General features: G+C 72.2%; 21 protein-coding genes and 1 rRNA gene. 21 read left to right on the top strand and 1 reads right to left on the bottom strand.

Annotated features, from left to right (window positions below; translation table 11 throughout):
- The first annotated feature begins 279 nt into the window (after nt 1-279).
- From rrf to FYC51_RS18940, 19 genes are all read left to right on the top strand, one after another.
- A 5S ribosomal RNA gene (gene rrf, locus FYC51_RS19030) occupies nt 280-396 on the top strand.
- A 117-nt stretch (nt 397-513) separates the two neighbouring features.
- Nucleotides 514-2,286: a primosomal protein gene (locus tag FYC51_RS19025; RefSeq protein WP_148735312.1), complete on the top strand. Its 1,773-nt coding sequence runs from the start codon at nt 514-516 to the stop codon at nt 2,284-2,286.
- A complete protein-coding gene (locus FYC51_RS19020) occupies nt 2,261-3,295 on the top strand; it encodes an HAD-IIA family hydrolase (protein ID WP_148735311.1) in 1,035 nt (344 codons plus the stop codon). The genes FYC51_RS19025 and FYC51_RS19020 overlap by 26 nt, the downstream gene beginning before the upstream one ends.
- Nucleotides 3,296-3,359: 64 nt before the next feature.
- Complete coding sequence (locus tag FYC51_RS19015; protein ID WP_148735310.1) at nt 3,360-3,614, top strand: hypothetical protein; 255 nt, start codon at nt 3,360-3,362, stop codon at nt 3,612-3,614.
- Entirely contained in the window at nt 3,611-4,420 is an 810-nt protein-coding gene (locus FYC51_RS19010) for a TlyA family RNA methyltransferase (RefSeq protein ID WP_148735309.1), read from the top strand. The genes FYC51_RS19015 and FYC51_RS19010 overlap by 4 nt, the downstream gene beginning before the upstream one ends.
- Nucleotides 4,375-5,331 carry an NAD kinase gene (locus tag FYC51_RS19005; protein WP_148735308.1) on the top strand — a complete coding sequence of 319 codons (957 nt, stop codon included), beginning with the start codon at nt 4,375-4,377 and terminating at the stop codon, nt 5,329-5,331. Before FYC51_RS19010 ends, FYC51_RS19005 begins: the two co-directional genes overlap by 46 nt.
- A gap of 9 nt (nt 5,332-5,340) precedes the next feature.
- Nucleotides 5,341-7,041: a DNA repair protein RecN gene (recN, locus tag FYC51_RS19000; RefSeq protein WP_148735307.1), complete on the top strand. Its 1,701-nt coding sequence runs from the start codon at nt 5,341-5,343 to the stop codon at nt 7,039-7,041.
- Nucleotides 7,042-7,167: 126 nt separating this feature from the next.
- Entirely contained in the window at nt 7,168-8,862 is a 1,695-nt protein-coding gene (locus tag FYC51_RS18995) for a CTP synthase (protein WP_420797258.1), read from the top strand.
- On the top strand, nt 8,855-9,532 hold the full coding sequence (locus FYC51_RS18990; RefSeq protein WP_148735306.1) for an NUDIX domain-containing protein: 678 nt from the start codon (nt 8,855-8,857) through the stop codon (nt 9,530-9,532). The genes FYC51_RS18995 and FYC51_RS18990 overlap by 8 nt, the downstream gene beginning before the upstream one ends.
- Nucleotides 9,529-10,434, top strand: a complete 906-nt coding sequence (gene xerD / locus FYC51_RS18985; RefSeq protein WP_148735305.1) for a site-specific tyrosine recombinase XerD — start codon at nt 9,529-9,531, stop codon at nt 10,432-10,434. Before FYC51_RS18990 ends, xerD begins: the two co-directional genes overlap by 4 nt.
- Nucleotides 10,435-10,491: 57 nt before the next feature.
- On the top strand, nt 10,492-11,379 hold the full coding sequence (locus tag FYC51_RS18980; RefSeq protein ID WP_148735304.1) for a ParA family protein: 888 nt from the start codon (nt 10,492-10,494) through the stop codon (nt 11,377-11,379).
- A 58-nt stretch (nt 11,380-11,437) separates the two neighbouring features.
- A complete protein-coding gene (locus tag FYC51_RS18975) occupies nt 11,438-12,274 on the top strand; it encodes a segregation and condensation protein A (RefSeq protein WP_148735410.1) in 837 nt (278 codons plus the stop codon).
- Between the two features lie 16 nt (nt 12,275-12,290).
- Nucleotides 12,291-12,956, top strand: a complete 666-nt coding sequence (gene scpB, locus FYC51_RS18970) for an SMC-Scp complex subunit ScpB (protein ID WP_420797264.1) — start codon at nt 12,291-12,293, stop codon at nt 12,954-12,956.
- Entirely contained in the window at nt 12,946-13,770 is an 825-nt protein-coding gene (locus tag FYC51_RS18965) for a pseudouridine synthase (RefSeq protein WP_420797263.1), read from the top strand. The genes scpB and FYC51_RS18965 overlap by 11 nt, the downstream gene beginning before the upstream one ends.
- 1 nt (nt 13,771) lies before the next feature.
- Nucleotides 13,772-14,854 carry a prephenate dehydrogenase gene (locus tag FYC51_RS18960; protein ID WP_238476463.1) on the top strand — a complete coding sequence of 361 codons (1,083 nt, stop codon included), beginning with the start codon at nt 13,772-13,774 and terminating at the stop codon, nt 14,852-14,854.
- The gene (cmk, locus tag FYC51_RS18955) at nt 14,851-15,549 is read left to right on the top strand and encodes a (d)CMP kinase (RefSeq protein WP_187432734.1); all 699 of its coding nucleotides are present in this window, start codon (nt 14,851-14,853) and stop codon (nt 15,547-15,549) included. The genes FYC51_RS18960 and cmk overlap by 4 nt, the downstream gene beginning before the upstream one ends.
- Nucleotides 15,550-15,598: 49 nt before the next feature.
- Nucleotides 15,599-17,116, top strand: a complete 1,518-nt coding sequence (der, locus tag FYC51_RS18950; protein ID WP_148735302.1) for a ribosome biogenesis GTPase Der — start codon at nt 15,599-15,601, stop codon at nt 17,114-17,116.
- A 58-nt stretch (nt 17,117-17,174) separates the two neighbouring features.
- On the top strand, nt 17,175-17,414 hold the full coding sequence (locus tag FYC51_RS18945; protein ID WP_148735301.1) for a DUF167 domain-containing protein: 240 nt from the start codon (nt 17,175-17,177) through the stop codon (nt 17,412-17,414).
- 32 nt (nt 17,415-17,446) lie between these two features.
- Nucleotides 17,447-18,412 (top strand): CHAD domain-containing protein, encoded by a 966-nt coding sequence (locus FYC51_RS18940; RefSeq protein WP_148735300.1) that lies wholly within the window; start codon nt 17,447-17,449, stop codon nt 18,410-18,412.
- A 51-nt stretch (nt 18,413-18,463) separates the two neighbouring features.
- Here FYC51_RS18940 and FYC51_RS18935 read toward each other — a convergent pair whose 3' ends face one another.
- A complete protein-coding gene (locus FYC51_RS18935; protein ID WP_148735299.1) occupies nt 18,464-19,087 on the bottom strand; it encodes a GNAT family N-acetyltransferase in 624 nt (207 codons plus the stop codon).
- 92 nt (nt 19,088-19,179) lie between these two features.
- Between FYC51_RS18935 and FYC51_RS18930 the strand changes: the two genes are divergently transcribed.
- Together FYC51_RS18930 and FYC51_RS18925 are read left to right on the top strand one after the other, a co-directional pair.
- Nucleotides 19,180-19,686, top strand: a complete 507-nt coding sequence (locus FYC51_RS18930; protein WP_238476461.1) for a MarR family winged helix-turn-helix transcriptional regulator — start codon at nt 19,180-19,182, stop codon at nt 19,684-19,686.
- Nucleotides 19,683-20,339, top strand: a complete 657-nt coding sequence (locus FYC51_RS18925) for a hypothetical protein (protein ID WP_238476460.1) — start codon at nt 19,683-19,685, stop codon at nt 20,337-20,339. Before FYC51_RS18930 ends, FYC51_RS18925 begins: the two co-directional genes overlap by 4 nt.
- Nucleotides 20,340-20,360 lie beyond the last annotated feature (21 nt).

Below are 20,360 nucleotides of genomic sequence, written 5' to 3'. Positions count from 1 at the left end.
CAGACGACTGGGTTGATAGGCCGGATGTGGAAGCAAGGACTAACGACTTGTGCAGCTGACCGGTACTAATAAGCCGATAACTTGACAATCACTACACACACCACGTTTGTAAGGCGGTGGTGCGTGGAACAGGATTGCTCGCGTCCACTCTGTGGTTCCCAACAGACGGAAACCCAACACAACACAACACAGACACACCCATCACAACCCCATCAGGGGTCGTGATCGGTAACCGAGACCACCACACCCCCACACGTCGGGTGGTGCTGGTACCAGAGTTTCGGCGGCCATAGCGCGAGGGAAACGCCCGGACACATTCCGAACCCGGAAGCTAAGACTCGCAGCGCCGATGGTACTGCAGGGGCGACCCTGTGGGAGAGTAGGACACCGCCGGACATTCATTGAGGAGTGGCCACCCGAGGACGGGTGGCCATTTCTCGTTAACGGGCCGCCGCAGCGCAGGCCGGAGTACGGTTGAGTCCCGATGAGGACTCCACACGCGACAGGACAATCGTGAGCGATTCGAGGCAGGACTCTGGGGACCAGGAGCGTCCCGCACGGAACGATCGGGGCGGTGAGCGGACGCAACGGAGCGACCGCGGGTCCTCGAGCGCCCGGTCGGGCCAGGGCACTCGCGGAGGCTCGCAGCGCAACGGAGAACGTCGCCCGTACGGCGATCGTGGCGGCAAGCCGGCCGGCGACCGGGACGGGAAGCGCTCGTACGGTGACCGGGATCAGAAGCGTTCCTACGGTGACCGGGATCAGAAGCGCTCCTATGGTGATCGGGACGCGAAGCGTCCGTACGGTGACCGGGATCAGAAACGTCCCTATGGTGATCGCGACGCGAAGCGTCCGTACGGCGACCGCGACCAGAAGCGTCCCCATGGTGATCGCGACCAGAAGCGTCCGTATGGTGATCGCGACCAGAAGCGTCCCTACGGCGACCGCGACCAGAAGCGTTCCTACGGCGACCGCGACGCGAAGCGTCCGTACGGCGACCGCGACCAGAAGCGTTCCTACGGCGACCGCGACGCGAAGCGTCCGTACGGCGACCGCGACCAGAAGCGTTCCTACGGCGACCGGGATCAGAAGCGCCCGTACGGCGACCGCGACCAGAAGCGTTCCTATGGCGACCGGGATCAGAAGCGCCCGTACGGCGAGCGATCCGGCGCCGGCCGTCGTACCGACGATCGACGTGGAGGCCGCCCCGACACGCGCGGCGGTCATCACGACGTCCCGCGCGAGACGCACGGTGCCGCCGATCGCGCGGTCCGTCCGCGTCACGACGACCCGATGCTGCCCGACCGCATCGAGGCCCGGCAGCTCGACAAGGGCGCTCGCGCGGAGCTGAAGACGCTGAGCAAGGACAACGCCGACTGGGTCGCGCGGCACATGGTCGCGGCATCCGAGTACCTCGACAGCGACCCCGAGCTCGCCCACCAGCACGCGCTCTCGGCCGCCCGTCGCGGTGGCCGCATCGCGGTCGTGCGCGAGACGCTCGCGATCACGGCGTATGCGACGGGCGACTTCGCGCTCGCGCTGCGCGAGCTGCGCACCTACCGCCGGATCTCGGGGAGCAACGACCAGCTCCCGCTCATGGTGGACAGCGAGCGGGGCGTCGGACGTCCCGACCGCGCGCTCGAGGTCGGCCGCTCGGTCGACCGCGCCGAGCTGCCCGCCGCCGTGCAGGTCGGGCTCGCGATCGCCATGTCGGGCGCGCGTCTCGATCTCGAGCAGCCCGAGCTCGCCCTCGCGGAGCTCGAGATCCCGCAGCTCGACCCCGATCGCGCGTTCTCGTACAGCCCCGCGCTCTTCTCGGCGTACGCCGAGGTGCTCGAGGAGCTCGGCCGCGGCCCCGAGGCTGCCGCCTGGCGTGCCCGCGCCGACCGCGCCGACGAGGTGCTGAACCCGCCGACGGAGTCCGAGCTCGTCGAGATCTTCGAGGTGGAGCTCGACGGCGAGGCGGACGAGGTCGACGAGACGACGGAGAGCGAGCCGGGGGCGGGCGAGTCCGTGGCGAGCGACGTCGCGGCGAGCGACGAGTCGCAAGAGGCATCCGATGCCGCCGACGCCGGCGACGCGGCATCCGGCTCGGACGACGCGACCCGTGACGACCTGCCCGAGGACTTCGGAGCGGTGCTCGAGGAGGACGTCGCCGCGGTGCTCGCGGAGGGCGAGGCGCTCGAGCGCGGTGAGACCCTCGAGACCGGCGACGCGGAGGTCGCGGACGCGGCCGCCGACACCGACGAGGACGGCGCCCGTGGGCCTGTTCCGAGCGAGGACTGAGGCGACGACGCCGCTCGAGGGGATCGACGCGGTGTTCGCGGACCTCGACGGGGTCGTGTACGCGGGGGCGGGCTCGATCCCGCACGCCGTCGAGAGCCTGAACCGCACGAAGCGGGAACGCGCCGTCGGCTACATCACGAACAATGCGTCGCGCAGCGACGCCTCGGTGGCCCAGCACCTGGCCGAGCTCGGCCTCGACGTGGTGCCCGGCGACGTCGTGACGTCGCCGCAGGCCGCGATGCGGCTCCTCGAGGAGCGCGTCGAGCCCGGCGCCCTGGTGTTCGTCGTCGGCGGCGAGGGCATCGTGACCGAGCTCGAGAAGCGCGGGTACCGGGTCACGCGGTCGGCCGACGAGGGCCCGGCTGCCGTCGTGCAGGGCTTCGCGCCCGAGGTCGGATGGCGCGAGCTCGCCGAGGCCTCGTTCGCGCTCAACGCGCACGGCGGGCCCGACTCGACCGAGGCCGGCATCCCGTGGATCGCGACGAACATGGACTGGACGATCCCGGTCGCGCGCGGCATCGCGCCCGGCAACGGCACGCTCGTGTCCGCGGTGCACACCGCGGTCGGGCGGTTCCCAGTGGTCGCCGGCAAGCCCGAGACGCCGATCTTCGAGGAGGCGAAGCGCCGCTTCGGCGTCGAGCGCCCGCTCGTCGTCGGCGACCGGCTCGACACCGACATCCTCGGTGCGAATCGGGCGGGCATGGCCAGCGCCGTCGTACTCACGGGCATCGACCGTGCGAAGCAGGTGCTCGCCGCGGACGCCGCGAGCCGCCCCGACTTCATCCTCGACGACCTGCGCGGACTGCACGAGCCGTATCCGGTCGTCGAGACCGCGCGCGACGGCGCAGTGCGCGTCGGGAAGGCGCGCGTGCGCGTCGACGGACGCCGCGTCGTGATCGTGTCCGACGGCGATGGCGGGCTCGACCTGCTGCGCGCCGCCTGCGCGGCCATCTGGCAGTCGGGCACCAAGATCCACGCGCTCGACGTGCCGGCGAGCCTGTACAGCTGAGCAGTCGGGGCGCCGAGCCGAGCCACGCCACGTCCGGTCGGCGGGTCGGGGTAGCGTTGGTCGGGTGAGCACTGACGACGACACCCGCGGTCCCGAGGCGGTGGACGCGCCCGATCGAGCGGCGGCGTCGACGGATGCCGCGGGGCCGAACGCGGGCGACGAGCGCGCCGGCGCGGCATCCGATGAGCTGCGGACAGCCCTCGACGAGCTCGAGTCGCAGCCGCTCGCCGAACGCGCGCCCGGCTACCTGCAACTCGCCGAGCAGCTCCGCGCGCAGCTCGAGGAGTCCGACCCGGCTCGCGGCACGAACGGGCGATGACCGAGCAGCGACTCGACGCGGCCCTCGCCGCACGCGGGCTCGCCCGGTCCCGCACGCACGCCGCGACGCTCATCGCTGCGGGTGTCGTCACGGTCGATGGCAAGGCCGTCGTGAAGCCGTCGGTGAAGGTGGGCGACGCGAGCGAGATCGTCGTCGCGGCATCCGATCACTACGTCAGCCGGGCCGCGCACAAGCTCATCGCGGCGCTCGACGGGTTCGGGGTCGACCCCATGGGCCGGGTCGTGCTCGACGCCGGCGCGTCGACCGGCGGATTCACGCAGGTGCTGCTCGAGCGCGGCGCGCGCACGGTGCTCGCCGTCGACGTCGGCCATGGCCAGCTCGCCCGGGAGCTGCACGGCGCGCCGGGGCTCGTGCTCGTCGAGGGATGCAACGTGCGCACGCTCGATCGGCCGACGCTCGCGAGCCTCACCGGCGTCGACGAGCCACCGTCGCTCGTGACCGCCGACCTCTCGTTCATCTCGCTCACGACCGCGCTGCCGGCCCTGCGCACGACGGCGACGGATGACGCGGACTTCGTGCTGCTCGTGAAGCCGCAGTTCGAGGTGGGCCGCGGCGGCGTGCGCGAGGGCGTGGTGCGCGACGCGGCGCTGCGCTCGGAGGCCGTCGCGAACGTGCTCTGGGCGGCGTTCGACCTGGGCCTCGGCACCGCCGGCGTCCTGTCCTCCCCAATCGCAGGAAGCCACGGCAACCACGAATACCTCGCGCACCTCAGCGCGACCCGCGGGGTGAATCCGACAGAATGGATGCGGCGGGTGGACCAACTGACGGGAGGCGCGAACGCGTGAACGACGCACGGCACTTCCTGGTGGTCTCCCACACCGGCCGGCAGAACGCCCTCGAGGCGACCGGCGAGGTGTGCACGCAGCTGCTCGCGTCCGGCGCGGTCCCCGTCATCGCCGCCGAGCACTGGGACGACGTGCACGCGTTCGTTCCCGAGCTCGACGGCGCCGTCAAGCGGTTCGAGGAGGTCGACCCGGCACGCATCGAGCTCGTCATCGTCCTGGGCGGCGACGGCACGATCCTGCGCGCGGCCGAGCTCATGCGCGACCACCCGATCCCGCTGCTCGGCGTCAACCTCGGCCACGTCGGCTTCCTCGCAGAGAGCGAGCGCGACGACCTCGGCTACACCGTCGCCCGCGCGCTCGCGCGCGACTACGCCGTCGAGGAGCGCATGACGCTCTCGGTGCGCGCGAAGATCGGCGACGAGGTCGTCTACGAGAGCTGGGCGCTCAACGAGGCCACCGTCGAGAAGGCCGAGCGCGAGCGCATGCTCGAGGTCGTGGTCGAGGTCGACCGCCGCCCGCTCTCGTCGTTCGGCTGCGACGGCATCGTCATGTCGACGCCCACGGGCTCCACGGCGTACTCATTCTCGGCCGGCGGCCCGGTCGTCTGGCCGAGCCTCGAGGCCCTGCTGCTCGTGCCGCTCAGCGCGCACGCCCTGTTCGCCCGGCCGCTCGTGGTGGGCGCCGACTCGTCGCTCGCCGTCGAGATCCTGCAGCGCACCGAAGCCGCGGCCGTGATCTGGTGCGACGGCCGTCGCACGTTCGACCTCCCGCCGGGCGCGCGCGTGATCGTGCGCAAGTCGTCGGTGCCCGTGCGGCTCGCACGCCTGCACGAGGCGCCCTTCACCGACCGGCTCGTCAACAAGTTCCAACTGCCCGTCACGGGCTGGCGAGGGCCGGTCGGCCGTGAGTGAGGGCGGCGCATGATCGAAGAGCTCGGCATCCGCGACCTCGGCGTCATCGCCGAGGCCACGCTGCCTCTCGGTGCGGGATTCACCGCGGTCACGGGTGAGACCGGCGCCGGCAAGACCATGGTGGTCACCGCGCTCGGCCTGCTGCTCGGCGCTCGGGCGGATGCCGGGGCGGTGCGGTCCGGTGCGAAGCAGGCGTGGGTCGAGGGTCGCTGGCTCGTGGCCGACGACGGCGCGATCGCCGAGCGCGTCAGCGAGACCGGCGGCGACGTCGAGGGCGGCGAGCTGCTGCTCGGACGCTCCGTCTCGTCCGAGGGTCGAAGCCGCGCCGTCGTGGGCGGCCGCAGCGCGCCAGTGGGCGTGCTCGGCGAGCTCGGCGACGAGCTCGTCGTGGTGCACGGCCAGGCCGACCAGCAGCGGCTCCGCTCAGCGGTCGCCCAGCGCGAGGCGCTCGACCGGTTCGCGGGTGCGCCCCTGCAGCAGGCCGCCGCCGAGTACCGCGAGGCGTTCTCGGCGTGGCGCGCCGACTCGGCCGAGCTCGAGCGGCTGCGCGAGGCGCACGACACCCGCGCCCGCGAGGCCGAAGAACTGCGCGAAGCGCTCGACGAGGTCGAGGCCGCCGACCCGCAGCCCGGCGAAGACGTCGAGCTCGCCGAACGCGCCGACCGCCTCTCGAACCTCGAGGAGCTGCGGCTCGCCGCCGCTCAGGCCCGCGGCCTCGTCTCCGCCGAAGACCTCGTCGACGGTGCGCCCGACGCGATCGGGCTCGTCGACAGCGCCCGCCGCCATCTCGAACGCGTCGTCGAGCACGACGCGGCGCTCGCGCCCATCGCCGAGGCGCTGCAGACCGCGGGCTTCCTGCTCGCCGACGCGTCGACCGAGCTCTCGGGCTACCTCGACGGCCTCGACGCCGACAGCGGGCGCGAGCTCGAGGTCGTGCAGGAGCGACGCGCATTGCTCGCCGCGCTCGTGCGCCGGCACGGCGGCACGCTCGACGACGTGCTCGAGTTCCGCCGCGGCGGCGGGCTGCGGCTGGTCGAGCTCGACGGCGACGACGAGCGCATCGAGGAGCTCGCGGCATCCGTCGACCGGCACACGGCCGAGGTCGACCGACTCGCCGGCCGCCTCACCGAGCTGCGCACCGAGGCCGCGGCCCGCCTCGCCGACGCGGTCACGGCCGAGCTCGGCGCGCTCGCGATGCCCGACGCGCGGCTCACCGTCGACGTCGACGCCGAGCACGAGCCCACGGCGCACGGTCGCGACCAGGTCGCGATCCTGCTGCAGCCGCATCCGGGCACGGAGCCGCGGCCGGTGTCGCGTGGCGCCTCGGGCGGCGAGCTCTCGCGGGTGATGCTCGCGATCGAGGTCGTCATCGCCGGCAGCGATCCCGTGCCCACGTTCGTCTTCGACGAGGTCGACGCGGGCGTCGGCGGCGCGGCGGCCATCGAGATCGGCCGCCGGCTCGCCCGGCTCGCCGAGCGGTCGCAGGTCATCGTCGTCACGCACCTCGCGCAGGTCGCGGCGTTCGCCACGAACCACCTCAGCGTCGTGAAGGGCACCGACGGGCAGGTCACGTCGTCCAGCGTTCGTCAGCTCGCCGGTGCCGAACGCGAGGCCGAGATGGCGCGGTTGCTCTCGGGTCTCAGCGACTCCGAGAGCGGGCTCGCGCACGCGCGCGAGCTGCTGGAGATCGCCGCCGATCAGGCGGCCTGACGGAGCCTGCGAACGCGCAGGCGGAGGTGGCGGACGAGAGCGGACGGGGACGCCGCAGAAGGAAAGGGGGACCGCGTGGGGCATGTCGGCGCAGACGGTCAGGATCGTGGGTTAGACTACAAGCCCGTGGTGGATGATCGCGGCAGAGACAATTCGAACGGCACGACCAAGCACATCTTCGTGACTGGTGGTGTCGTTTCTTCGTTGGGCAAGGGACTCACGGCGGCGAGTCTCGGCAACCTCCTGACGGCCAGGGGCCTCAGGGTGGTCATGCAGAAGCTCGACCCGTACCTCAACGTGGACCCGGGCACGATGAACCCGTTCCAGCACGGCGAGGTCTTCGTGACCGACGACGGCGCCGAGACCGACCTCGACATCGGGCACTACGAGCGGTTCCTCGACATCAACCTGAGCCAGGCCGCGAACGTGACGACCGGCCAGATCTACTCGACCGTGATCGCCAAGGAGCGGCGCGGCGAGTACCTCGGCGATACCGTGCAGGTCATCCCGCACATCACCGACGAGATCAAGCGCCGCATGCGGCTGCAGTCCACCGAGACGCCCAAGCCCGACGTGATCATCACCGAGATCGGCGGCACGGTCGGTGACATCGAGTCGCAGCCGTTCATCGAGTCCGCGCGCCAGGTGCGCCACGAGCTCGGCCGCAAGAACGTGTTCTTCGTGCACGTCTCGCTCGTGCCGTTCATGGGCGCGTCGGGGGAGCAGAAGACCAAGCCCACGCAGCACTCGGTCGCCGCGCTCCGCTCCATCGGCATCCAGCCCGACGCGCTCGTGCTCCGCAGCGACCGCCCGGTGACCGACGCGAACAAGCGCAAGATCGCGCTCATGTGCGACGTCGACGAGGCCGCGGTCGTGAACGCGGTCGACGTGCCGTCGATCTACGACATCCCCACGATGCTGCACGACCAGGGCCTGGACGCCTACATCATCGAGTCGCTCGGCCTCGACGGCAAGGCCGATGACGTCGACTGGTCGGGGTGGCGCGAACTGCTCGAGGTCGTGCACGACCCGAAGCACGAGGTCACCATCGGCCTCGTCGGCAAGTACATCGACCTGCCCGACGCCTACCTCTCGGTCACCGAGGCGCTGCGCGCCGGCGGGTTCGCGAACGACACCAAGGTCAACATCGAGTGGATCCCGTCCGACGAGTGCCGCACGCCCGAGGGCGCGCAGAAGCACCTCGCGCACCTCGACGGCATCTGCGTGCCCGGCGGGTTCGGCGTGCGCGGCATCGAGGGCAAGCTCGGCGCGCTCCGCTTCGCCCGCGAGAACGGCATCCCCGCCCTCGGGCTCTGCCTCGGCCTGCAGTGCATGGTCATCGAGTACTCGCGCAACGTCGTCGGCCTGCACGGCGCGTCGTCGAGCGAGTTCGACCCCGACACCGAGTTCCCGGTCATCGCCACGATGGAGGAGCAGGTCGAGATCATCGCGGGCGGCGACCTCGGCGGCACCATGCGCCTCGGCCTCTATCCGGCCAGGCTCGCCGACAACTCGATCGCGGCCGACCTCTACGGCAGCACCGACGTGAGCGAGCGGCACCGCCACCGCTACGAGGTGAACAACGGCTACCGCGACCGCATCGCCGACGCCGGGCTCGTGTTCTCGGGCCTGTCGCCCGACCGCAACCTCGTCGAGTTCGTCGAGCTTCCGCGCGACGTGCACCCGTTCTACGTGGGCACGCAGGCGCACCCCGAGCTCCGCAGCCGCCCGAACGACGCGCACCCGCTGTTCCGTGGGCTCGTGGGCGCGGCCCTCGAGCGGCAGCAGGCGAGCCTGCTGTTCGACGTCGCCAATGGCTGACCTCTCGTCGACCGACCACCGGCCGGCCGACCTCCCGCCGATCGCCGACGAGCCGGCCGCGCAGCCGGTGCACTCGAGCGAGCAGGTCTACGAGGGTCGCGTCTGGGACCTCCGACGCGACGTCGTGGAGCTCGGCGACGGCACGATCGTGCGCGAATACGTCGACCACCCCGGTGCGGTCGCCGTGCTGGCGCTCGACGACGACGATCGCGTGTTCCTGATCTGCCAGTACCGGCATCCCATCCGCGCGCGCGACTGGGAGATCCCCGCGGGCCTGCTCGACGTGCCCGGCGAGGACCCGCTCGCCGCGGCCAAGCGCGAGCTGGCCGAGGAGGGGGACCTCGCGGCATCCGATTGGGCGGTGCTCACCGACTTCTTCACGTCGCCCGGCGGCAGCGACGAGGCGATCCGCATCTACCTCGCCCGCGGCCTCGCGCCGACGCACGAGCCCTTCGCTCGCGAGGAGGAGGAGGCGCACATGGAGACGCGCTGGCTCGACCTCGACGCGTGCGTCGACGCCGTGCTCGAGCGTCGCGTGCAGAACCCGTCGCTCGTGATCGGCGTGCTCGCCGCACAGGCCTCGCGCGCCCGCGGGTGGGCCGGGCTCGCCCCGGCCGACGCCGCCTGGCCCGGACGCTCCACCCCGCGAGAGGAGCCCGCGCCCCGATGACGGATGCCGCGTGGACCGCCGGGTACCTCCGGCACCTCGCGGTGGAGCGCGGCCTCGCCCGGAACACCGTCACGTCCTACCGTCGCGACCTGGCGATCTACGCGGACTGGCTCGCGGCGCACGGCTTCGACGGCCCCGGCGCGGTGACCGAGCAGGACCTCGCGGACTTCGTGCGCTTCCTCGGCGCGGAGCGGCAGCCGCCCCTCGCCACGTCGTCCGTCGCGCGCGTGCTCTCAGCCGTGCGGGGCGTGCATCGATTCCTCGCCGACGAGGGCGCCATCGCCACGGATGCCTCGAAGGAGCTGCGCCCGCCGAAGCTGCCGATGCGGCTGCCCAAGGCCATCCCCGTCGAGGATGTCGAGGCGCTCATCGCCGCCGCCGGCGGCGAGGAGCTGCACCAGCTGCGCGACGCCGCCCTGCTCGAGCTGCTCTACGCGACGGGCGCGCGCGTCTCCGAGGCCGTGTCGCTCAACGTCGACGACCTCGTGGACGACGAGGTCGTGCGACTCTTCGGCAAGGGCGGCAAGCAGCGCGTCGTGCCGCTCGGCTCGTACGCGCGTCGTGCGGTCGACGCGTACCTCGTGCGGGCGCGTCCGACGCTGTCGGCGCGGGGCCCGGCGACGCCCGCGCTGTTCCTCGGGCTCCGCGGTCGACGGATGTCGCGACAGGCGGCATGGGACGTCATCCACCGCGCGGCCGAGCACGCGGGGCTCGGGGCATCCGTCTCACCGCACACCCTGCGTCACTCGTTCGCGACGCACCTGCTCGAGGGCGGCGCCGACGTGCGCGTGGTGCAGGAGCTGCTCGGCCACTCGTCGGTCGCGACGACCCAGATCTACACGCTGGTCACAGCCGATACACTCCGGGAGATGTACACGGCTGCCCACCCTCGTGCTCGCTAGAATCGACCAAGCGCTCGGACCGGAGCCGGCTCGCAGGACGCAGGAGAGAGACCAGACGTGACCCACCAGACGCACGACCCGGCGGACGGAGTCCTTTCGCTGGAGCCGGAGGTCGGTCCGACCGGGCGTCCCCTTCGCGACTTCCCCGAGCCGAAGCGGCTGCGCTCGCACGGGCCCGCCCGCATCATCGCGCTCTGCAACCAGAAGGGCGGCGTGGGCAAGACCACGACCACGATCAACCTCGGCGCGACGCTCGCCGAGTACGGTCGCCGCGTGCTCGCCGTCGACTTCGACCCGCAGGGCGCCCTCTCTGCGGGCCTCGGCGTGCAGACGCACGACGTGCCCACGATCTACGACCTGCTGCTCTCGCGCGGCATCGATCCCGCCGACGCGATCCAGCACACGGGCCTCGACGGCCTCGACGTGATCCCGGCGAACATCGACCTGTCGGCCGCCGAGGTGCACCTCGTCACCGAGGTCGCCCGCGAGCAGATCCTCGCGAGCGTGCTGCGCCGTGTCGCTCCCGACTACGACGTCATCCTCATCGACTGCCAGCCGTCGCTCGGCCTGCTCACCGTGAACGCGCTCACCGCGAGCCACGGCGTGGTCATCCCGCTCGAGTGCGAGTACTTCGCGCTGCGCGGCGTCGCGCTGCTCATCGAGACGATCGACAAGGTGCGCGACCGGCTCAACCCCGCGATCGAGCTCGACGGCATCCTCGCGACCATGTACGACGCGCGCACCCTCCACTCGCGCGAGGTGCTCGAGCGGGTCGTCGACGCGTTCGGCGACAAGGTGCTCGAGACCGTCATCACGCGCACGGTGAAGTTCCCCGACGCGACCGTCGCCGCGACCCCGATCACCGAGTTCGCCCCCGACCACCAGGCGTCGCGGGCGTACCGGCAGCTCGCGAGGGAGCTGGTGTTCCGTGGCGCGGTCGCCTGAGGCCGAGCCGGCTTCGGGGGAGCGCGTGACCGGCGCGACGGCGCCGGCGGAGGACACCGTGGTCGATGACGGGGGCGCGCCCGTGGGCGCGGCATCCGACAGCGAGGCATCCGACCGCGGCTTCCGGGTGGCGCTCTCGAACTTCGAGGGACCCTTCGACCTGCTGCTCTCGCTCATCGCGAAGCACGAGCTCGACATCACCGAGGTGTCGCTGTCGGCCGTGACCGACGAGTTCATCTCGTACCTGCGCGGCCTCGACTCCGAGGAGGAGCTCGACCGCGCCTCGGAGTTCCTCGTCGTCGCCGCGACGCTGCTCGACCTCAAGGTGGCCGGCCTGCTGCCGCAGGGCGAGCTCGTCGACGCCGAGGACGTGGCGCTGCTCGAGGCCCGCGACCTGCTCTTCGCGCGCCTGCTGCAATACCGCGCCTTCAAGGAGGCGTCGCGCTGGTTCGCCGGGCACCTCGAGGCGGAGTCGCGGCGCCACGCCCGCACCGTGCGGCTCGAGGAGCGGTTCCGGCAGCGCGAGCCCGAGCTGCGGTGGACGCTCACGCTCGAGGACTTCGCGGCACTCGCGACCCTCGCCCTCACGCCGCGCGAGCTCCCCACCGTGGGGCTCGATCACCTGCACGCGCCGCTCGTGTCGATCCGCGAGCAGGCCGCCCACGTCGTCGCGGTGCTGCGGCGCGGCGACGCCGTGACCTTCCGCGAGCTCATCGCCGGCATCGGCCAGCCGGGCGTGATCGTCGCCCGCTTCCTCGCCGTGCTCGAGCTCTACCGCCACTCCGCGATCGGCTTCGACCAGGTCGAGCCCCTCGGCGAGCTCACGCTGCACTGGGCGGCCGAGTCGTGGGACGACGCCAACCTCGAGAGCCTGGGGGCAGACTATGACGAATGACACGGATGCCGCCGGCATGACGGAAGCCGCGACGAACGGCCCCGAGCTGTCGATCGTGACGCCGCTCGACGTGCCCGGACAGCCGCGCCTCGACCTCGACCGCGCGCTCGAGGCGATCCTGTTCATCGCCGACGAGCCGCTCAGCGTCGTGACGCTGGCCGCGGCCGTCGCACGTCCGGTGGCTGAGATCCGCGCGTCGATCGCGCGCCTGCGGGCGGACTACGACGGCGACGGACCGTCGGGGGAGCCGCGCACCGACGTGGCCGACGAGGAGCATGCCGCGCGCGGCATCCGTCGCGGCTTCGAGCTGCGGGAGGTCGGCGGCGGCTGGCGCTTCTACGTCCGCGAGGAGTACGACGCGCTCGTGGCCGACTTCGTGCTGACGCAGGCGTCGACGCGGCTGTCGCAGGCGGCGCTCGAGACGCTCTCGGTCATCGCCTACAAGCAGCCGATCTCGCGGTCGTCGATCGCGTCGATCCGTGCGGTGAACGTCGACTCGGTCGTGCGCACGCTGCTCGGCCGCGGGCTCATCACCGAGGTCGCGACGGATGCCGAGACCGGGGCGATCCTCTACGGCACGACCGACCTGCTGCTCACCAACCTCGGCATCAACTCGCTCGACGAGCTGCCGCACATCTCGCCGCTGCTCGACGACGGCCAGGAGGGGTTCGATCGTGACTGACCGGGATCCGGGCGACCGGGGCGACGGCGTCGAGGGCGGGGCACACCTGCCGGCCGGGGAAGGTCAGCGCCTGCAGAAGGTGCTCGCCGCCGCCGGCGTCGCGAGCCGCCGGGTGTCGGAGCAGCTCATCGTCGAGGGCCGCGTCGAGGTGAACGGCCGCGTCGTGACCGAGCTCGGCTCGCGCATCGACCCGGCGACCGATCTCGTGTCGGTCGACGGCGTCGCAGTGCAGCTCGACACCGCGAAGCGCTACTACATGCTCAACAAGCCGCGCGGCGTGGTCTCCTCGATGCGCGACGAGCAGGGTCGGCCAGACCTCACGCGATTCACGAAGGACCTCGACGAGCGCGTCTACAACGTCGGCCGGCTCGACGCCGAGACGAGCGGGCTGCTGCTGCTCACGAACGACGGCGAGCTCGCGCACGTGCTCGCGCACCCGTCGTTCGGGGTCGAGAAGACGTACATCGCGAAGGTGCGCGGCCGCGTGACGCCGGCGACGCTGCAGCGGTTGAAGACGGGCATCGAGCTCGACGACGGCCCCATCCACGCCGATCGTGCGCGGATCCTGCAGGCGCAGGGCGACGCGCGCCACAGCATGGTGGAGCTCACGCTGCACTCCGGGCGGAACCGCATCGTTCGTCGCATGCTCGACGCGGTGGGGCATCCGGTGGTCGACCTCGTGCGGCGCAGCTTCGGGCCGCTCAACCTCGGCACCCTGCGATCGGGCGCCATGCGCGAGTTGACTAAGGTGGAACTCGGCCAGCTCCTCACCCTCTCCCGTGCGGCGGACGCCGGCCGGAAGGGGAAGCGCTGACGTGGTCGAATCACGCCTGGTCGGGCCCGTGCGCGTCGTCGGCGCCGGCCTGCTCGGCACGAGCGTGGCGCTCGGCCTGCGCGCCCGCGGCATCGACGTCATCCTCGCCGACGCATCGCCCACGCACGTCGCCATCGCGGTCGACCTCGGCGCCGGCCGGCGGGCGCAGCCCGAGGACGCCCCGCAGCTCATCGTGGTCGCGGTGCCGCCCGACGTCACGGCCTCGGTCGTCGCCGCCGAACTGGCGGCGTTCCCCGAGGCGATCGTGACGGATGTCGCGAGCGTGAAGGCCGGCATCCTCGACGAGCTCGTCGAAGCCGGCGCCGACGTCTCGCGGTACATCGGCTCGCACCCGCTCGCAGGCCGGGAGCGCGGCGGACCCCTCGCGGCGCGCGCCGACCTCTTCGCCGGCCGGCCATGGGTGGTCGCCGCGCACGACGAGATCAGCTACCGGCGCGCGAGCGCGATCGACGACCTCATCCTCGACCTCGGCGCGACCCTCGTGGAGATGACGCCCGACGAGCACGACCGCGGCGTCGCACTCATCTCGCACGTGCCGCAAGTGGTCTCGAGCATCATGGCCCGGCGGTTCATCGAGGCGCCGCACGCCGCCCTCGGTCTCGCCGGCCAGGGTGTCCGCGACGTCACCCGCATCGCGGCGAGCGACCCCGACCTGTGGGTGCAGATCCTCGGCGCGAACGCCGCGCCCGTGCGCGACATCCTCCTCGCCTACCGCGAGGACCTCGACCGCTTCATCGACGCGCTCGACGATCCGGCCGCGCCCGGGGCCCGACGCCGCGTGGCGGAGGAGTTGACCGGCGGCAACACCGGGGTCGAACGCCTGCCCGGCAAGCACGGCACCGACAAGCGCTTCACGACCATCGTCGTGATGGTCGACGACCGCCCGGGGCAGCTCGCGCGCCTGCTCGCCGAGATCGGCGAGATCGGCGTCAACCTCGAGGACCTCCGGCTCGAGCACTCGCCCGGGCGGCAGGTCGGCCTCGCCGAGATCGCCGTGCTCCCCGAGGCGGCCGACCGACTCACCAACGAGCTGGCCGAGCGCGGCTGGCGGATCGCAGGATGAACGTGACCCACACCCCCGTCATTCCCCTCGTCGTGGCCGTCGACGGGCCAGCCGGCAGCGGCAAGTCGAGCGTGTCCAAGGAGGTCGCCCGCCAGCTGGGCTACGGCTTCCTCGACACGGGCGCCGCGTACCGTGCGCTCGCCTGGCACGCCGAGGCATCCGGGATCGACACCGACGACGCGGCATCCGTCGTCTCGAGCCTGCCGAGCTTCGCCTACCGCATCGGCACCGACCCGGCCGGCTACGCGGTGCACGTCGGCGAGGTCGACGTGACGACCGCGATCCGCGAGCCCCATATCTCGGCGATCGTGAGCCGGGTCGCCAAGGTGCCCGAGGTGCGCACGCACCTCATCGAGCTGTTCCGCGGCATCATGGCCGACGAGCGGCATCCGGGCATCGTCGTCGAGGGACGCGACATCACGACGGTCGTCGCGCCCGATGCACCCGTGCGGATCCTGCTCACCGCGTCGGAGGAGGTTAGAATTGCGAGGCGTTCCGCCGAGCTCGTCGACGTTCCGGCCGAGTACACGGGGGAGCAGCTGCGCCGGCGCGACGAAGCCGACGCCAAGGTGGTCGACTTCATGACCGCCGCCGACGGCGTGACGACCGTCGACTCGACCGAGCTCGACTTCGACCAGACGGTCGAGGCCGTGATCGGCGTGATCCGGGCCGCGCAGCCCGAGGCGGTGCGCTAGCGCCGCGACGGGCCGGAGCCCGGCGCATCCAGACTTCCGAGGAGGCACCATGACCGACCAGCGCGACGAGTACGACGACGAGTCCGTCGCCGACGACGACCTCGCCGAGCGGCTCGCCGACGTCGACGAGGACCTCGCCGAGCAGCGCGCCGCTGCCCTGCGGTCGGGCCTCTCCGACTACGAGCTCGACGAGGACGACCTCGAGGTGCTCGAGATCTCGGAGGAGGGCGAGGAGGGCATCCGCTACCTCCCGGCGCTCCCCGTCATCGCGATCGTGGGCCGCCCCAACGTCGGCAAGTCCGCCCTCGTGAACCGCATCCTCGGCCGCCGCGAGGCCGTCGTCGAGGACACGCCGGGCGTCACGCGCGACCGCGTCTCGTACAAGGGCGAGTGGCTCGACCGGCGGTTCACGCTCGTCGACACCGGCGGGTGGGAGCCCGACGCCCGCGGCATCGACGCCTCGGTCGCGGCGCAGGCGGAGGTCGCGATCGACCTGTCCGACGTCGTGCTGTTCGTCGTCGACGCCATGGTCGGCGCCACCGCGACCGACGAGCATGTCGTGCGGCTGCTCCGCAAGACGAAGAAGCCCGTCTTCCTCGTGGGGAACAAGGTCGACGACGCGCGCCAGGAGCCAGAGGCCGCCGCGCTCTGGAACCTGGGACTCGGCGAGCCGTACCCCGTCTCGGCGCTCCATGGGCGCGGCGTGGCCGACCTGCTCGACGAGGTCTTCAAGGTGCTGCCGCAGGTCTCGGCGGTGGCGAAGGAGGAGTTCGGCGGGCCCCGCCGGGTCGCGATCCTCGGCCGTCCGAACGTGGGCAAGTCGAGCCTGCTCAACAAGGCCGCGGGCGAGGAGCGCGTGGTCGTCAACGAGCTCGCCGGCACGACCCGCGACCCCGTCGACGAGCAGATCGAGCTCGGCGGCCGAATCTGGCGGTTCGTGGACACCGCCGGCATCCGTCGTCGCGTGCACCTGCAGCAGGGCGCCGACTTCTACGCGTCGCTGCGCACCCAGGCCGCGCTCGAGAAGGCGGAGGTCGCGGTCGTGCTGCTCGACGTCTCGCAGCCGATCTCCGAGCAGGACGTGCGCATCATCGACCTCGTGCTCGAGTCGGGCCGGGCGCTCGTGCTCGCCTACAACAAGTGGGACCTGCTCGACGACGACCGTCGCCGCTACCTCGAGCGCGAGATCGAGCAGGACCTGCACCACGTGGCGTGGGCGCCGCGCGTGAACATCTCGGCGAAGACCGGGCGCCATCTCGAGAAGCTCGTGCCCGCCCTCGAGCTCGCGCTCGATTCGTGGGACACCCGCATCCCAACGGGCAAGTTCAACGCCTTCCTCACCGAGCTCACGCAGGAGCATCCGCACCCCGTTCGCGGCGGCAAGCAGCCCCGCATCCTGTTCGGCACGCAGGCGGCGACCCGCCCGCCGACGTTCGTGCTCTTCACGACCGGATTCCTCGACCCGGGCTACCGCCGGTTCATCCAGCGGCGCCTGCGCGAGATCTACGGCTTCGAGGGCTCGCCGATCGTGCTGAACATGCGCGTGCGCGAGCGTCGCCAGCGGTAGCATCACCGCAGGCCACGGGGATTCCGCAGGCGGGGCGATCGCACCACGGAGGAGACCCATGGAGATCACCGTCCGCGTGAAGCCAGGCAGCCGTCGCGGCCCGTTCGTGGATGAGACGCCCGAGGACCCCGGCGCCTCGCTCACCGTGCACGTGCGCGAGCGCGCTGTCGACGGAGCGGCGAACGAGGGTGTCATCCGCGCACTCGCCGCCCACTTCGGGGTGCGCCGCGGCGACGTGGTGATCCTCCGCGGGCACACCGCACGCATCAAGCGCGTCTCCGTCGGCGGGGTCGACTGACGGTTCGCGACGCCCGTGCCTACGATTGCGACATGGGCGACGCCGAGGACGAGCGCGAGGACGCGGGCGGGGCTGCGTCGCAGGCGTCGGAGCTCGCCTGGATGGACGCCGGCGAGACGGTGCTCGCCGCGGTGCGCGCGATCGGAGCTCGGCTCGAGGAGCTCGAACCGGCGGCGCTCGACGACGAGCCCGACGCGGTGCACCAGCTGCGCACGCACGTGCGGCGCCTGCGCAGCGTGCTCGCCGCCTACGCCCCGCTCTTCGACGCGGGGGTGGTGCAGGCGGTGCGCCGCTCGTTCCGGGAGCTCGGCCATGAGCTGGGCACGGTGCGCGACATCGAGGTGCGCGTGCAGGTCGCCGAAGAGGCGCTGCAGCTGGCCATCGACGAGTGGGGGCTCGACTCCGACGACATCGCGTCGATGCGCGCACGACTCGTCGACGACGAGGTCGTGGCCCATCGCCTCGCCCACGCCCGCCTCGTCGAACGGCAGCGGATGCCGCGGGCGGCCGCCCGACGCGAGGTGCTCGCCGCGTTCCTCGAGGATCCCGCCCGCACGCCGCTGGCCGACGAGCCTGCTCGAGACGAGCTCGGGCGCCTGCTCGGACGGGAGGCGAAGCGCGCGGTCCGCCGTGCCCGGCGCGTCGATGCGGCATCCGCCACCGACCGGCTGCACGACGCGCGCAAGGCGGGCCGGCGCCTGCGCTACGCGGCCGAGGCTGTCGTCGAGGAGCCCGTAGCACTCTTCGGCGATCGCGCGAATGCCCTCGCGGAGGCGGGGGAGGCCGTGCACGACGTGCTCGGGGACCACCGCGACGAGGTGCTGTTCGCCGAGCACGTGCGACGCGCCGGAGCGCACGCTGCGCACGACGGCGAGCCGATGGACGCGTACGAGCGGCTCGCCGAGGCGGCCGACCTGCGGGCCGCCGACCGGCTCGACCACCTGACGAAGGTCGTGCACGACCTCGAGCACGCCGCGAAGGAGTGGTCGTCGCGCTGACGGCCGGTCGCTGCGGGCCGCGACCGGCCGTCAGCGCTCGCGGACCCGGGGTCAGTCGCGCAGCCGGAGCTGCATGATCGCCCGGTCGGGCTTGGGCCGCGCGACCTCGGTGAAGCCCGCGCGCTCGAACATGCCGACGGTGCCGTGGAACAGCTCGGCGGCCGGGATCTTCTCTCGCACGGTCGGGTCGACGGCGTAGGCCTCGAGCACCCGGGCGCCGTGATCGCGGGCGTAGGCGACCGCCGCCTCGGCGAGGACGCCGCCCACGCCGCGCCTGCGGAACGCCCGGGGCACGACGAAGCACGAGACCGCCCAGACGCCGGGATCGCCGAAGTCGGGGTCGGGCGTGCCGCCCGCGACGATGCGGCTGTGGGGGAGTCGCACGAGGTTGCCTCGCGGCTCGACCGCGCACCAGCCGACCGGCCTGTCGCCGTCGTAGGCGAGCAGCCCGGGACCGGAGTCGGAGGTCGCGAGCTGCGCCTCGAGCCGGCCGCGCAGGGCCTCGTCGCCCACGGAGCGCCAGTTGCTGCCGGGGATCTTGTACCACTGGCACCAGCAGTGGGCCGGGTCGCCCTTCGTGCCGAAGACGGCCTCGACGTCGGCGAACGGCGCATCCTGCGCGGGCACGACGCGAAGCTCGCCGGTGCGGGGGTCGTCGGTCGTGGCGTGCTGCATGTCGTCACCGTAACCCGGGCGTGCGACATCCGTCGAGTCGGCGCGGTCGGGCCAATTCGTGAAGTGAGGTAACGATGTAGTAGCATCACGATATGACCAGCGAACGCGCCGACCGAACCGCCGCAGGCGCGCCCGTGCCGACCGTGCTCGATCGGCTGATCGAGATCGGCGAACTGTTCCAGCAGGACATGGCGCGGGCGTTCGAGGGCACGTCGCTCACGCCGGCCCGGGTGCGCGTGCTCTGGGAGCTGTCGCACGCGGGCCCGATGACGCAGCAGGCCCTCGCGACGCGCCTCGAGGTGAGCGCACGCAACATCACCGGCCTCGTCGACGCGCTCGAGGCCGGGGGTCACGTCGCCCGATCGCCCCATCCGACGGATCGTCGAGCCACGATCGTGTCGCTGACCGCCCAGGCCCGTCGACGCATGCGGGAGATGCAGGGCGAGCACGCCGAGCTCACCGCCGAGCTGCTTGGCGCCGTCGACCCCGCCGATCGGCCGGCCCTCGAGCGCGGCGTCGACGCGATCGCGGCACGCCTGCGGGAGCTGGTCGAGTCCGACGTCGCCGCGCGGGCCGCGCGTGAGGCGGCCGGGGCATGAGCGTCGCGACCGAACGCCGCGCCGCGGCATCCGCCTGGCTGCGCACCGGGTCGTTCCTGAAGCGCGCGCTCCTCGTCGAGCTCAGCATCTACGCGAACATCGGGCGGTTCATCTTGCGCCGGCCGGCCATCCCGCGCGGGGCTGCGGGATTCGGGTACCACAAGCCCGTGCTGACCGTGCTGGTCATCTTCATCGTGCTGTCGGCGGTCGAGATCCCGATCGTCGACCTCATCGTGCACCGGTGGCCGGCCGTGCGCATCGGGTTCCTCATCCTCGGGATCTGGGGCGTCACCTGGATGTTCGGCCTGCTCTGCGCCTACCTCATGCGGCCGCACACCGTCGGGCCGGAGGGCATCCGGGTCCGGCAGGGCCTCGAGGTCGACGTCCCGCTCGCGTGGGACGACATCGCGTCGGTCGCGCGCCTGAAGCGTGTCGACGAGCCGAAGTCGCCGCGCATCGTCGAGACCGACGGCGGGCGTACGCTCGCCTTCCGGATGCAGGACGAGACGATCATCGAGATCGAGCTCGAACGGCCGACCGTCGTGCGCCTGCCGGGTCTGCCGCCCAAGGGCGGCGAACAGGAGATCTCGGCCGTGCGCATCTGGGTCGACGACCCGAAGGCGTTCATGGACGAGGTGCGACGGTACCTCTGAGCGTCTCCGGGTCGCGTCCTC

This window comes from Agromyces mariniharenae (assembly GCF_008122505.1).
GTDB classification, from domain to species: domain Bacteria; phylum Actinomycetota; class Actinomycetes; order Actinomycetales; family Microbacteriaceae; genus Agromyces; species Agromyces mariniharenae.
Note: the sequence above shows the minus strand (reverse complement) of the source record. Positions and strands in the feature narration are given on the sequence as shown.